The organism is Chryseobacterium oleae (assembly GCF_900115055.1).
Taxonomy (GTDB): domain Bacteria; phylum Bacteroidota; class Bacteroidia; order Flavobacteriales; family Weeksellaceae; genus Chryseobacterium; species Chryseobacterium oleae.
Window position 1 is genome coordinate 202,784 of record NZ_FOVD01000001.1, and the last position, 13,910, is coordinate 216,693.

Here is a 13,910-nt window from a genome sequence, read left to right on the forward strand (position 1 = left end):
TTAGTTAGCTACGTCACTGATGAATTTTATTCTCAGCATTCTCACTTCTTCATCAGACAGTTCATCCCCAAATTCATCGAGAAGCACTTTCATGCTGTCGCTTTCAGATTCGGTCATGAATTCCATGAAGCCGTCTACAATGTCTTCATCGAAATTATCTTCAATATAATAATCGATATTCAGCTTTGTCCCCTGATAAACGATGCTTTCCATTTCTTTTAAAAGTTCGGTCATCGAAAGGTTTTTTGCTCTTGCAATATCTTCAAGATCTATCTTTTTATCGGTACTCTGAATGATGAAAACCTTGTGGCTGGATTTATTTGCCACCTGTTTAAGCACCATATCCTGGGTACGCTCGATATTATTAGCTTCAACGTAGGTTTTAATGAAGTCTGCGAATTCTTTACCGTATTTTTTGGCTTTTCCTTCTCCTACTCCATAGATTTTTGCAATCTCATCCACCGAAACCGGATACTGAACCGTCATATCTTCCAGACTCGGGTCCATGAAAACCGTATAAGGCGGAATTCCATATTTCTTGGCTACTTTTTTTCTCAAGTCTTTTAACTGACCGAACAGATTTTGGTCAAGTCCGCTGCTGGCCTGTAACTGTACCTGCTCACTCTCCGCTTTGGTCTGGGAAAGGTCAAATTCACGGTCTTCAGCAATCAAGAATGGTTCTTTAGGCTGATTATCGAGGAAGTTTCTTGCTTTGTCCGACATTTTCAAAACGCCATACGTTTCAATATCTTTCTGCAGATACCCCTGAACGGTAGCCTGTCTTAAAATGGTTTTCCAGTAATTATCTTTTTCCTCTTTTCCGAAACCGAAATGAGAAGTCTGTTCCAGTTTATAGGATTTTGTAACGGCATTTTCTTTTCCGACGATCACGGAGATCAGATCTTTAGATTTGAATTTTTCCTGGGTATCTCTGATGAGTTCCAGCACTTTTCTCAGATCTGCTGTAGCTTCTTTTAATTTTGGAGGATCGGAGGAATTGTCGCACATGTCTGCACCATCTCCTTTTACCGGATCAAAATTTTCCCCGAAATAATACAGAATATACTGTCTTCGGCTCATAGAAGTTTCAGCATAACCTACCACTTCATTTAAAAGCTGAAGCCCGATTTCTCTTTCGGAAACAGGTTTCTGGGCAAGGAATTTTTCCAATTTTTCAATATCCTTAGGATCGTAAAATGCAAGACAATAGCCTTCGCCACCGTCTCTTCCTGCTCTTCCGGTTTCCTGGTAATAACTTTCAAGAGATTTTGGAAAATCATAATGGATCACAAAACGTACATCCGGTTTGTCAATTCCCATTCCGAATGCAATGGTTGCCACGATCACATCTACTTCCTCCATCAGGAATTTGTCCTGATTGGCGACTCGTACTTTCTGATCGAGACCCGCATGATAAGGAAGCGCATTGATCCCGTTGACCTGCAACAGCTGCGCAAACTCTTCCACCTTTCTTCGGCTCAGACAGTATATAATTCCTGATTTTCCTTTGTGATGATTGATAAATCTCACAATTTCCTTATCTACATTGACTTTTGGTCGTACCTCATAATATAGATTGGGACGGTTGAAACTTTCTTTAAAAACCAGCGCATCCGTCATTCCCAAAGTTTTCTGGATATCATCCTGAACTTTTGGTGTTGCGGTGGCTGTCAAAGCGATCACCGGAACATCAGCAATCCTGTCGATAATAGATTTCAGGTTCCGGTACTCAGGTCTGAAATCATGTCCCCATTCAGAAATACAGTGTGCTTCATCAATAGCTACGAAAGAAATTTTCACTTCTTTCAGAAAATCCAGATAATCATCTTTAATTAATGATTCCGGAGCTACGTATAAAAGCTTGGTTTTGCCGCCTTTGATATCATCAAAGACCTGTTTTGTCTGTGTTTTGTTTAATGATGAATTTAAAACGTGTGCCACCCCGTCATCAGATGAAAGACCGTTTACCGCATCTACCTGATTCTTCATTAACGCTATTAAAGGCGAAACTACTATTGCCGTGCCTTCTGAAATAAGTGCCGGAAGTTGGTAACACAATGACTTACCTCCTCCTGTTGGCATTAAGACAAATATATCCTTCCCACTGAGTAGGTTTTCTATAATTTCTTCCTGCTGGCCTTTAAATGTAGAAAACCCGAAATACTTTTTCAATTCGCCTGATAAATTGGCTTTTTTTGCGCTCATCTAATTTTCTATTGCTAAATTTGCATCCAACCCAAAGTTATAAAAATTCTGCTTAAAATAAAAGCGAACGAATTTATAAAAAATAAAACTTATATTAAATATTCTTTTTTAAATATAACGTTTTTCATTGGATTTTTTGTATACCTTATACTTATAAAATGGAAAGAACCGACATTATTTCAATTGCGAAGAGCACTTTAGAGATAGAAATTTCAGAACTTGAAAAATTAAAGAACAGGATAGATGAAGATTTCGCCAAAGCAGTAGAGATTATTCATTCGGCAAAAGGGAAGTTAATCGTTGTGGGAATCGGGAAATCTGCCCATGTAGGCAATAAAATAGTAGCCACTTTAAATTCCACCGGAACACCGTCACAGTTCCTTCATGCTTCCGAAGCGATCCACGGAGATCTGGGCGTAATTCAGAAGCAGGATGTTGTTTTATGCATTTCCAACTCCGGAAATTCACCGGAAATAGCAAATCTTGTCCCTTTTCTGAAAGATTATTCTTCCGCATTGATAGGGATGACCGGAAATAAAAAGAGTAAGCTTGCAGAATTCTCTGAAATTGTCCTGGATACCCATGTAGATGTGGAAGCCTGCCCGAACAAGTTGGCTCCTACAAGTTCTACCACGATTCAGATGGCTCTTGGAGACGCCATGGCAGTTGCTTTAATGGAACTTAATGATTTCAGAGAGAATGATTTTGCTAAATTCCATCCGGGAGGAAGTTTAGGAAAGAATCTTGTTTCAAAGGTAGACCAGTTTTTATCCCCTCAAAAACCTCAGGTAGAGGAAAACGCACCGGTAAGAGACGTCATTATCTCGATCAGTGCATCCAGCCACGGAATTACGGTGGTCACTCATGATGAAAAGATCATCGGCGTGATTACAGACGGGGATTTAAGAAGAATGCTGATGAAGGGCGATGATATTGCTAAGGTTCAGGCCAGAGACATCATGTCTGCCCATCCTAAAACCATTGAAAGAGATACATTGGCTAAAGACGCTATGAAAATTCTGAAAGAAAACAATATCGGGCAACTGATCGTCACAGAAAACGGAACATATTTCGGGATCATTGATCTGCACAAACTGCTTGATGAAGGGATTAATTAATTCCAATTGAAGTCATCTTCATCTTTAAAAAATAAATCAACAGACGGTATTCTTCAAAATACCGTCTGTTTTTTTCTGAAAATCAAACATAAAGGTATTGTCCTTATAAACTTACACAAAATCATTCCCAATAATTCTGAATACTGATTATTATTTCATAATTTCGCAGACTTAAACAGCTTAACTCTGACGAGTTTACTATTATTAGATAGACTGTAGTATATGGACGAAAAAAAAGACATGTCCTTCCTGGGGCATATTGGAGAATTAAGAGGTCATCTTGTCCGCTCAATTATTGCTATTATAGTGGTAGCTTTTGCCGTAGGATTCAATATCAACTGGATCATGGACCACATCTTTTTTGGACCGACAAGAAATGATTTTCCAACTTTCAGGGTAGTCAACCATTTTTCAAGGATGCTTTTAGGGGAAGACAGTATTCACCTTCCAAAAGAGTTTCCTGTTCGTGTGCAGAGGCTTTATCAGCAATTCAACGTCATGATGGCTGTGTCTGTTTTCGGAGGTCTAGTAGGAGCTTTTCCTTATATTGTATGGGAATTGTGGAGATTTATCGGACCTGCTCTTCATCCGAAAGAAAGAAAAAACTCAATCTTTATTATCAATGCGGTCTGGATTCTTTTTATGACCGGCGTTTTATGCGGGTATTTCCTAATCCTTCCATTTGCTGTTAATTTTGGAGTTATTTTCAAAATCTCAGATATTATCATTCCGCTTTATGACTTAAGCGACTATACCACACTCTTTTTACAGGTTATTTTAGGTATGGGGATTATCTTCCTCTTCCCTATTCTGATCTATTTCCTTACGAGTATAGGTATTCTTACGCCTATGTTTATGAAAACTTATCGCCGTCACGCAATCGTATTGATCATGGTTGTTGCCGCGATCATTACCCCGGCCGATGTATTAAGTATGATGATGGCTGCTTTCCCATTATTGATTCTGTATGAATTCAGTATTATCATGTGTAGTTTTACCTACAAGAAAGTTCAGAAAAACGCTGCAAATTTGCCAGTAGTTCAGAAGTAAAAGACGTCTTCTATTTTACATTTCCAGCTTATATATTCTTTAGTTTTGACATAAAAAACTAAGGCAATAGTATCATCCATTTAATCCAGCCTTATCATAGGCTGATAAAGCTGTATTTTATAAAAAGACTAATTTTAAATAAATTATTTTTTGTGAAAAATTTTTCTATTTAAAATCACATACCAAAAAATAAATACTTTTAAACCTTTATTTTTTATTAATTTTTTTCTCAACTCCAGATAAAACACCCAGCATAAATAGCTATAAAACAACACATTACATATTGCATAGATATTATTTTATTTTATATTTGCTTTAAAGAAATATTAAAATAATATATATGAAAAAGAAAATTATTTTTGTTTTAGCTTTGGCTTCTGGTTTAGCAGGCCTGCAGGCACAGCGCTGGGAGCCTATATCCCACAAAGTGGCTCCGATAAGAAAGGAAGTAAATGTATTATACTCCTATAAAGTAGATCTCAACTCACTTAGAAGTCTCCTAAAAGATGCTCCCGAAAAAGAACAAGGTAAAACTCCTGTCATTATTTCTTTACCCACGGCTGATGGAAGAGTAGAAAGGTTTTCAGTTTACAGTTCCCCGGTAGTAGAAAAATCTATGGCAGACCGTTATGAACTAGGATCATACTCAGGAACCGGAATAGATAATCCACACAAACAGGTAAGATTTAGTACGGCTCCAAATGATTTTCAGTCAATGATTTTTGACGGAGTTACAGGAAAGCATGAATTTATTGAACCTATCAATAAGGAAAGAGATGTATACGGAGTATTTTTTAAGTCCAATAAAACCCAGGATGGAAATCCGTTTGAATGTACAACATCAGAATCAGAACAGTCAAAAATGGAAATCAGTAAACTGCTGAAATCTAAAAATGTTCTGGGCTCAGGATCTGGCCACAAAAACAACGACTTAAAGTACAGAACCTACAGACTGGCAATTTCTGTAAATGCAGAATACACTCAGCTTGCCGGAGGTGTGGCAAGTGCTGCTACCCGCATTAATGCTACGATGACAAGGGTAAACGGTGTATTTGAAAAAGATTTTGCTATTCACATGAATGTCCTGGATCTTCCGCAGCTTATTTTTACAGATGCTGCAACCGACCCCTATTCCAATGTCATTCAGAATGCCAATGGAACTTATAGTGCTCCGGGAGCCTGGAATCTTCAGGTACAGCAGACTATCACAGCTGCTATAGGAGATGCAGGTTATGATATCGGACATTTCTTCGGGCATAGAGGTGGTGGTGGAAGCGCCGGCCGTGTAGGAAATGTGTGTATAAATCCGGCCAATAATAATGATGCCACTTCAAAAGGAGCGGGAATTACATCCCCAAATATTGTAGATCAACCATTCGGAGATACTTATGATATAGACTTTGTAGCCCATGAAATTGGCCATCAGTTTGGAGGAGCTCATACGATGTCTATCTCCCAGCATGGGGCTCATATGGAACCAGGATCAGGATCCACCATAATGGGATATGCAGGTATTACCAATGCCAATGTGCAAATGAATTCAGATGCTTATTTCCATGTTAAAAATATTGAGGAAATACAGGCCTATGTGAATTCTAAAGAATGTGGCATTACGACCACTATTACCAATAATACTCCTCCTACAATTCAACCACTCGTAACTAAGGCAATTCCGAAAGGAACAGCATTTGTTCTTACAGCATCGGCAGCAGATGCACAAAATGACCCGATGACCTACACCTGGGAACAATATGACCTGGCAGGCCTGACTTTTGGTCCGGTAAGCCCAACCCGTAACAACGGAGCCAACTTCAGATCAATACTTCCTACAACTTCTCCAACAAGATACTTCCCTAAATTTTCAGATGTTCTCAACGGAACTCTTTCAAATATTACAGGTTGGGAAACGGTTTCCGATGTGCCAAGAACCATGCATTTTAAAGTTACAGTAAGAGATAATAACCCCGATATCACAAAACAACAAACTCAAAGTGAAAAAATAACGCTGGAAGTTGGAAATGACGGGCCATTCAAAGTAACTTCAACTACCGTTTACAACAATACACCAGCTGCTATTACATGGGATGTTGTCAATACCAACAGCAGTATATACAATGTGCAGAATGTTAAAATTGACTATACGACAGATAACGGAGCCAACTGGGTCTTAATAACTCCCTCCACTCCGAATGATGGCGCTGAACCATTCTCATTCTCTTCACTGGCTACAGGCGCTAATCTAAAGATAAGAGTAAGTGCGATTGATAACGTATTCTATGCAGTAGGCAATGCGACTGTTTCAGCATCTGAAGGTTGTTCTTCAGCAGCGCCGGCAGGAGTTACAGTTTCCGGAATTACCAGGTTTTCTGCCAATGTAAACTGGACTGCATTGCAAGGAGCTACCTATTCCCTGATGTATAGAAAAACAGGGGCAACCACATGGACTACAGTTCCTGTAGCAACAAATTCCTATTATATTTCAGGATTGGAAGAAGCTACTCAATATGAAGTTCAGATCGCCAATGTGTGCGGATCTGCTATAGGAAATTATTCAGCGTCCACCAATTTCACCACCCTTCCGTTTACTAAATGTGTAATAACAGGTACAAGCTCTAGTGACGAATTCATTTCCAATGTTACCGTAACACCTTCCGGAATGAGCGCTGTTTCAAACACCAGCACAGCTTCCCCTTATACCGACTACACGACTGATCCTACTAAATTGATCACCCTTGTCAAAGGAACTTCAGGCAATACCGTAAGCGTTACCAAGCAGTGGTCAGCGGGTCTGTATAACGAAGGAGTGACTGCATGGATAGATTTTAACCGAGATGGAGCCTTCTCTGATTCCGAAATTATTCACACCAGTGCCGCTAGTACAATAACTCCGGTTTCCGGAACATTTGCAGTCCCTGTAAATGCTTATACTGCTGGAAACGTAATCATGAGAGTTGTACTGGCTTACGACAACCAACCAGACAATGGATGTGGAAGTCACAGATATGGGGAGGTTGAAGACTATCCGGTTCGTATCCAGGAGCAGGCATTAAGTACGAATGATGTCGTGAAAGACAATACTTCAGTACAGATTTATCCTAATCCGGCCTATAATATTCTGAATGTGACTAATATTTCTTCTAAAGCACAATTCAGCATTTTCAATATGGCAGGACAGGCTATCATGAATGGTACTATTTCCAACCAGAAAATTCCGGTATCCAAACTAAGCACCGGGGTATATGTAATTACAATCGACGATAAAGGAACCGTATCCAAGCTTAAATTCATTAAGAAATAAGCTTTGATCTTTATCATACGAAAAGCCCGGTTTATGCCGGGCTTTTTTTATAGGTATCCCAACACAATGTTTGTGAAAACTTCCTATTCTTTAACAATACAGATTAAGCAAAACCCTAAACAACTGTAAAACAAGTGTTTAAATTAAAATAGTTATTTTTTTAATTTTTTATTTTCAATAATTACTGAAAGTTCAAAAATATCTTTATATTTGAATAGAAATTAATAAGATAAATTCTTCACCATGAAAAGCATCTATAACATTATCAATTATGGTATTGCCACAGTCTGGATCATCAATGGTCTTTTCTGTAAAATATTGAACTTTGTTCCACGCCATGAAGAGATTGTTGCCAGAATTTTAGGTCGTGATTATTCAAGACTGCTAACGGTTCTGATCGGATGTTCAGAAATAGTGATGGCGGTGTGGATTTTAACGGGAATCAATTCCAGATGTAATGCAATTGCCCAAATTACAATTATTGCTGCGATGAATCTGCTTGAATTTATATTGGCTCCCGATTTACTGCTTTGGGGCAAATTCAATTCCCTGTTTGCTTTTCTGTTTATTTTGCTTATCTATTTTAATGAATTTCATTTGAATCCAAAAAAACTAAATCATCATGTTTAACTTTTTAAAAACCCATCCGTTCGCTGTTGAAGCTTTTTTCGAAAGTTCTCTTGTTCTGACCTTTGCGGTTCCTAAAGAACAACTGCAGCGCCTTATCCCGGAATGTCTGGAACTCGATACTTTTCAGGATCAATGGGCCTTTGTAGCAGCAGCAATGGTTCAGACAAAAGATTTACGCCCAAAAGGTTTTCCAAAATTCATGGGAAATGATTTTTACCTGATCGGCTACCGGGTATTTGTACGATACAGGAGCAATACCGGAAAGAAACTTCGTGGACTGTATATTCTTAAATCTGAAACAGATAAAAAGAAAATGGAATTCATGGGTAATGTATTTACTCATTACAATTATTCTACAACAGACATTCGGCAGACACAAACAGAAAATACAAAAGAAATACAGTCTGTGAAGTCCGGATTTAAAGTAAGCATCAGCAAAAAAGAAGAAAATATATCGCTACCTCCCCAATCTCCCTTTGCAGACTGGAAAGAAGCAAGAAGATTTGCAGGACCACTGCCATTTACTTTTACTTACAATGAAGAAACCAAGGAAGTTCTTATCATTGAAGGCGTAAGACAAAACTGGACTCCCGCACCGGTAGAAATTCTTGATTATCATTTCGGTTTTTTAGATGCGCTTAAACTGGAAAACCCTGTTTTAGCCAATGCTTTTATCATTAAAAACATTCCATACTACTGGAAAAAAGGAAAAATTGAATCATGGAAACAACAAGAAGACAATTTCAGGGCGTCTTAAATATTTTAAGCTTCAACCGCCATTTTTATATCATAGGAATAGGGATTTTAGCTTTAATAACGCTCAGCCATCAACTATTTGAATGGTCAGATCTTTTATACTGGATCATCATCGCTGCATTTCTTTACGGATTGATCATGCCTTTAATCGTATCCGCCTATGTCTATGATTTCTCGGGATATTATGATTTTGAATGGCTGAAAGACTGCTCTATTGATGAATCTAAAGTAAAAAAGATTTTAAATATCAATGCCGGCTTTGATGAAACGAGCTACATTATTAAAGACAATTTCCCACAAGCCGATGTAAAGGTATTTGATTTTTATGATGCCAAACGGCATACGGAACCGGCTATCGTAAGAGCCCGAAAAGTGAGCATTGTATATCCTGACACCCAACAGATGCAGTCTAATTCAATGCCTTTGCCTGATCAGTCAGTTGATCTTATTTTCCTGCTTTCTGCGGTACACGAAATAAGGTCAAATGAGGAAAAAATCCTGTTTTTGAAAGAATGTCACCGTTTATGCAAAACCGAAGGAAAAATAATTATGGTAGAACACCTGCGAGATTTTCCGAATTTTCTGGCTTTTTCTGTAGGCTTCACACATTTTTTTTCAAAAGCGATATGGAAAAATGCTTTTAGCCATGCTGGTTTTGCATCCATCAAAGAAGTAAAATTCACTCCTTTTATGTCAATTTTTATCTGTACCCCATAATTATCTCATCCTATGGAACTTCATTTACAAATCATCGGAACGCTTTTCATTGCTTTAGCATTTGTACATCTTATTTTTCCTAAATATTTTAACTGGGAAAAAGAACTTCAGTCCTTGAGCCTTATGAATAGGGAAATGATGAGGGTTCATACCATTTTCATTGCTTTAACGGTATTTCTTATGGGTTTGCTTTGTCTTACCTCTCCGCAAGAATTGACAGAAGCCGGTTTAGGCAAAAAAATCACCCTTGGATTAGCCATCTTTTGGACCACCCGACTGTTCATTCAATTTTTTGGATATTCTTCAGAATTATGGAAGGGAAAAGCTTTTGAAACCGTTATCCATATCATTTTCTCTTTATTCTGGATATATGTAAGCGCCTTATTTTGGATCATCTATTTCCAATAAGCAGAATAAAATTATTTGTGCTTACATCTAAATTATTGACATTAATTTTTCTATTTTTGATAGAATTTAATTTGATTTTAAATGAAAAAGCTGACATATACACTTTTATTCGCTTCGGGGCTGGTCTTCGGGCAGTTCTTTGAAAAGGATAAAGTTTTCACCAAACAGGATACTCTGAAAGGTTCTGATACGAAATTCAGGAATTTTTGGGATGTCAAAAAATATGATATTTCCGTAGAACCTGATTTTGCCAAGAAAAGCATTAAAGGATATAATAAAATCAGCTTTGAGATCACCAAAGATATTGCAAACCCTGTTTTCCAGATCGACCTGCAAAAGCCGATGAAAGCTGATAAAGTGGAAGGCAATTTTCCAATTGCCAACTATAAGCAGGATGGTGATTTTATCTTTGTTACCACAAAAAAGAACTTCAAAAAAGGAGAAAAATATACTATTGACGTTACCTATTCCGGAAATCCTGTGATTGCAAAAAACGCACCGTGGGACGGAGGCTGGGTTTTCGCTAAGGATGAAAAAGGAAATCCGTGGATGAGTGTTGCCGATGAAGGAATCGGTGCATCCATCTGGCTTCCGACAAAAGATATCTGGAGCGATGAACCTGAAAACGGGATCATTATGAAGATCATTACTCCGAATGACCTTGTGGGTGTAGGAAACGGAAGGCTGATCAGCAAAAAAACAGAAGGCGATAAAACGGCTTATACGTGGGAAGTGAAAAATGCGATCAATGCCTACTCTATCATCCCGAATATTGGTAAATACGTCAATTTTAAAGACACATTTACCGGTGAAAAAGGAAAATTGGATCTGGATTACTGGGTATTGGATTACAATCTTGAAAAAGCAAAAAAACATTTCCAGCAGGTAAAACCTATGATGTCTGCTTTTGAATACTGGTTCGGGCCGTATCCTTTCTATGAAGATTCTTACAAACTGGTTGATTCCCCGTATCTGGGTATGGAGCACCAAAGTAATGTTGCCTATGGAAATGGCTATACCAATGGTTATCTGGGCAGAGACCTTTCGGGAACGGGTGTAGGCCTTAACTGGGATTATATCATCATCCACGAAAGCGGACATGAATGGTATGCCAATAATATCACAGCAAAAGATCAGGCGGATATGTGGATCCATGAGAGTTTTACCATGTATTCCGAGGTTCTTTTTACAGAAAAATACATGGATAAAAAATCGGCTGACCAATATGCCATAGGAATCCGTGGAAACATCCAGAATGATGTTCCTATTATCGGACAATATGGTGTGAGAAATGAAGGGAGCGGCGATATGTATCCAAAAGGGGCCAGCATGATCCACACCATCAGACAGGTAATCAACAATGATGAGAAATTCAGACAGATTCTGAGAGGAATGAACAAGGATTTCTATCATCAAACCGTTACCACCAAGCAAATCGAAGATTATATGTCTTCAAAATCAGGAATTGATCTATCGAGTATTTTCAATCAATATTTAAGAACGGTTAAAATCCCTACTCTTGAGTATTCACAAAACGGAGCCTCTTTAAAATTCAGATACACCAATGTGGTGAAGGATCTTAAACTTCCGGTGATCGTTAACGGAGATCAGACGATCAATCCAACAGAAAGCTGGCAGACCGTAAAACTGAAAAAATCTACCCCGATAGAATTCAACAAGAACTATTATATCAATTATAAGAACGTTCAGTAATCATAAAACTTGTAAAAGGGCAAATTTGAAAATAAGCAAGTTTGCCCTTTTTTATTTCACTCATCTTTCGCGTTTAAAAATTTTAAGAAAAGTTTAATATTACATTTCGTAACAAAACGATAAAAAAAACTACTATTTAACTATAATATTTAAACCTAATGAGAAAAACAGCAATCAGCCTGGGTCTATTCGCCGCATTTCTGGCCAATGCCCAATCCATAAAAACTACGATTGATCTTGTGAATGTAAAAGACGACAAGGTAGCCGTTACCATGGAATTCCCGAAAATGAAATCCGGAGACATCAAGTTTCATTTTCCGAAAACCGTTCCGGGTACCTATTCTGTAGATGACTACGGAAGATTTGTGGAAGGCATCAAGTTTGCGGACAACAAAGGAAGAGAAATTGCGTACACCAAAGTAAACGACAATACCTATTCATTAAAAAATGCTAAAGATTTAACCAAAGTAACTTATCTGGTAAATGACAGTTTTGATGATGAAATGGACAGTTCAAAACATAAAGCCGTATTTTCTCCGTCAGGAACTGATATTGAGGAAGGAAAGATCTTTATGATCAATACCCATGGTTTCATCGGATATATCGACAATATGCAGGATGTTCCGTATCAGCTTATCGTTCAGAAGCCTGCCGGTTTTTATGGGACGACAGCTTTGGTAGATCAGGACAAATCTGATGCTACGGATACCTTTACATTGGCTAATTATGCTAAAGTAACTGATTCTCCGCTAATGTACACCAAACCGGATTATATCACCTTCAATGCAGGAGGAATGGATCTGGTACTGGGCGTTTATTCTCCAACAGGAAAATACAAAGCGGCAGACTTTAAAGAGAATCTTGAAAAAATGGTACTGGCTCAGAAGAAATTCCTGGGTGACATGAATACCAATAAAAAATATGCGATCATGCTTTACCTTTCAGGAGGTGACGGGCCAAAAATCAAAGGTTTCGGAGCATTGGAGCATCATGAATCCACCAGTGTGGTCCTTCCTGAAATGATGCCGAAAGAAGCGATTGACAAAACGATTACAGATGTTGTTTCCCATGAATTCTTCCACACGGTGAATCCTTTGAAAACGCATTCAGAGGAGATTCATTATTTCGATTATGCAGATCCTAAAATGTCTCAGCACCTTTGGATGTATGAAGGAGGAACAGAATATTTTGCGAATCTTTTCCAAATCCAGGAAGGACTGATCAATAAAGACGAATTCCTTCACAGAATGAACGAAAAGATCACCAATTCCAAGAGTTATGACGATACGATGCCGTTTACGGTGATGAGTAAAAATATCCTGCAGGACGCATACAAAGATCAGTACAGAAACGTATACGAAAAAGGAGCTTTACTGGCTATGTGCTTGGATATTGAACTGAGAAAACTGTCTAATGGGGAAATGGGTTACCGTGATATGATCAGAAAACTGTCTCAGAGGTTCGGTGAAAACAAACCTTTCAAAGATGACAAACTGATCGACGAACTGGTAACCGTAACCGGATATCCTCAGGTAAAAGATTTCTATAACAAATATATCGCAGGAAACCAGCCTACCCCTTATGCAGAATATCTGAATATGGTAGGCGTAGAAGCTAAAAAGAAAGATACACCTCCATTGTTCTGGTTCATTAAAGACCCGAATCAGACAGGTTATAACGATAAGAACAACACGTTTATCTTTGATGAGAGCTCAGCATTATCGCCTTTTGCAAAAAGCATAGGATTCAAAATTACAGATGAAATTCTTGCTCTGGATGGAAAAACAATCGATATTCAGAAAATGCAGGATTTCATCAATTATGCTAAATCAATTAAGGAAGGCCAGAACGTTACTGTGACCATCCTTAGAAAAAATGGCGACAAGAATGATAAAATGGAACTTAAAGGAAAAGCTATTTTAGACAAAATGACGATTGAAAGCCTGCAGTATAAAGCCAATCCTACTCCGGCAGAACTGAAACTGCAAACTCAGTGGCTGACAGGAAAGAAATAA

Annotated in this window: 10 protein-coding genes; 9 read left to right on the top strand and 1 reads right to left on the bottom strand. The window is 38.1% G+C overall.

Features of this window, described 5'->3' with window-relative positions:
* Positions 1–2,205, bottom strand: a complete 2,205-nt coding sequence (gene recQ, locus BM143_RS00965; protein WP_090021985.1) for a DNA helicase RecQ — start codon at positions 2,203–2,205, stop codon at positions 1–3.
* Between the two features lie 158 nt (positions 2,206–2,363).
* On the opposite strand from recQ, the gene BM143_RS00970 reads away from it, so the two are divergent.
* The 9 genes from BM143_RS00970 (at position 2,364) to BM143_RS01010 (ending at position 13,910) form a co-directional block, all read left to right on the top strand.
* Positions 2,364–3,323, top strand: coding sequence for a KpsF/GutQ family sugar-phosphate isomerase (locus BM143_RS00970; protein WP_090021988.1), 960 nt, complete (start codon positions 2,364–2,366; stop codon positions 3,321–3,323).
* Between the two features lie 222 nt (positions 3,324–3,545).
* Positions 3,546–4,373 carry a twin-arginine translocase subunit TatC gene (gene tatC / locus BM143_RS00975; protein WP_090021992.1) on the top strand — a complete coding sequence of 276 codons (828 nt, stop codon included), beginning with the start codon at positions 3,546–3,548 and terminating at the stop codon, positions 4,371–4,373.
* A 340-nt stretch (positions 4,374–4,713) separates the two neighbouring features.
* Entirely contained in the window at positions 4,714–7,671 is a 2,958-nt protein-coding gene (locus BM143_RS00980) for a reprolysin-like metallopeptidase (protein WP_090021995.1), read from the top strand.
* 243 nt (positions 7,672–7,914) lie between these two features.
* A complete protein-coding gene (locus tag BM143_RS00985; protein ID WP_090021997.1) occupies positions 7,915–8,301 on the top strand; it encodes a DoxX-like family protein in 387 nt (128 codons plus the stop codon).
* Positions 8,294–9,058, top strand: coding sequence for a DUF2071 domain-containing protein (locus BM143_RS00990; RefSeq protein WP_090022000.1), 765 nt, complete (start codon positions 8,294–8,296; stop codon positions 9,056–9,058). Before BM143_RS00985 ends, BM143_RS00990 begins: the two co-directional genes overlap by 8 nt.
* Complete coding sequence (locus BM143_RS00995; RefSeq protein ID WP_090022003.1) at positions 9,022–9,774, top strand: class I SAM-dependent methyltransferase; 753 nt, start codon at positions 9,022–9,024, stop codon at positions 9,772–9,774. The genes BM143_RS00990 and BM143_RS00995 overlap by 37 nt, the downstream gene beginning before the upstream one ends.
* Positions 9,775–9,786: 12 nt before the next feature.
* A complete protein-coding gene (locus BM143_RS01000; protein ID WP_090022005.1) occupies positions 9,787–10,182 on the top strand; it encodes a hypothetical protein in 396 nt (131 codons plus the stop codon).
* An 81-nt stretch (positions 10,183–10,263) separates the two neighbouring features.
* Complete coding sequence (locus tag BM143_RS01005; RefSeq protein WP_090022008.1) at positions 10,264–11,895, top strand: M1 family metallopeptidase; 1,632 nt, start codon at positions 10,264–10,266, stop codon at positions 11,893–11,895.
* 158 nt (positions 11,896–12,053) lie between these two features.
* Positions 12,054–13,910, top strand: a complete 1,857-nt coding sequence (locus tag BM143_RS01010) for a M61 family metallopeptidase (protein WP_090022010.1) — start codon at positions 12,054–12,056, stop codon at positions 13,908–13,910.

Coding starts and splice junctions, on each gene's coding strand:
- BM143_RS00970 (WP_090021988.1), top strand. CDS start 2,364: ATGGAAAGAACCGACATTATTTCAATTGCGAAGAGCACTTTAGAGATA.
- BM143_RS00985 (WP_090021997.1), top strand. CDS start 7,915: ATGAAAAGCATCTATAACATTATCAATTATGGTATTGCCACAGTCTGG.
- BM143_RS01000 (WP_090022005.1), top strand. CDS start 9,787: ATGGAACTTCATTTACAAATCATCGGAACGCTTTTCATTGCTTTAGCA.
- BM143_RS00980 (WP_090021995.1), top strand. CDS start 4,714: ATGAAAAAGAAAATTATTTTTGTTTTAGCTTTGGCTTCTGGTTTAGCA.
- BM143_RS01005 (WP_090022008.1), top strand. CDS start 10,264: ATGAAAAAGCTGACATATACACTTTTATTCGCTTCGGGGCTGGTCTTC.
- tatC (WP_090021992.1), top strand. CDS start 3,546: ATGGACGAAAAAAAAGACATGTCCTTCCTGGGGCATATTGGAGAATTA.
- recQ (WP_090021985.1), bottom strand. CDS start 2,205: ATGAGCGCAAAAAAAGCCAATTTATCAGGCGAATTGAAAAAGTATTTC.
- BM143_RS01010 (WP_090022010.1), top strand. CDS start 12,054: ATGAGAAAAACAGCAATCAGCCTGGGTCTATTCGCCGCATTTCTGGCC.
- BM143_RS00990 (WP_090022000.1), top strand. CDS start 8,294: ATGTTTAACTTTTTAAAAACCCATCCGTTCGCTGTTGAAGCTTTTTTC.
- BM143_RS00995 (WP_090022003.1), top strand. CDS start 9,022: ATGGAAACAACAAGAAGACAATTTCAGGGCGTCTTAAATATTTTAAGC.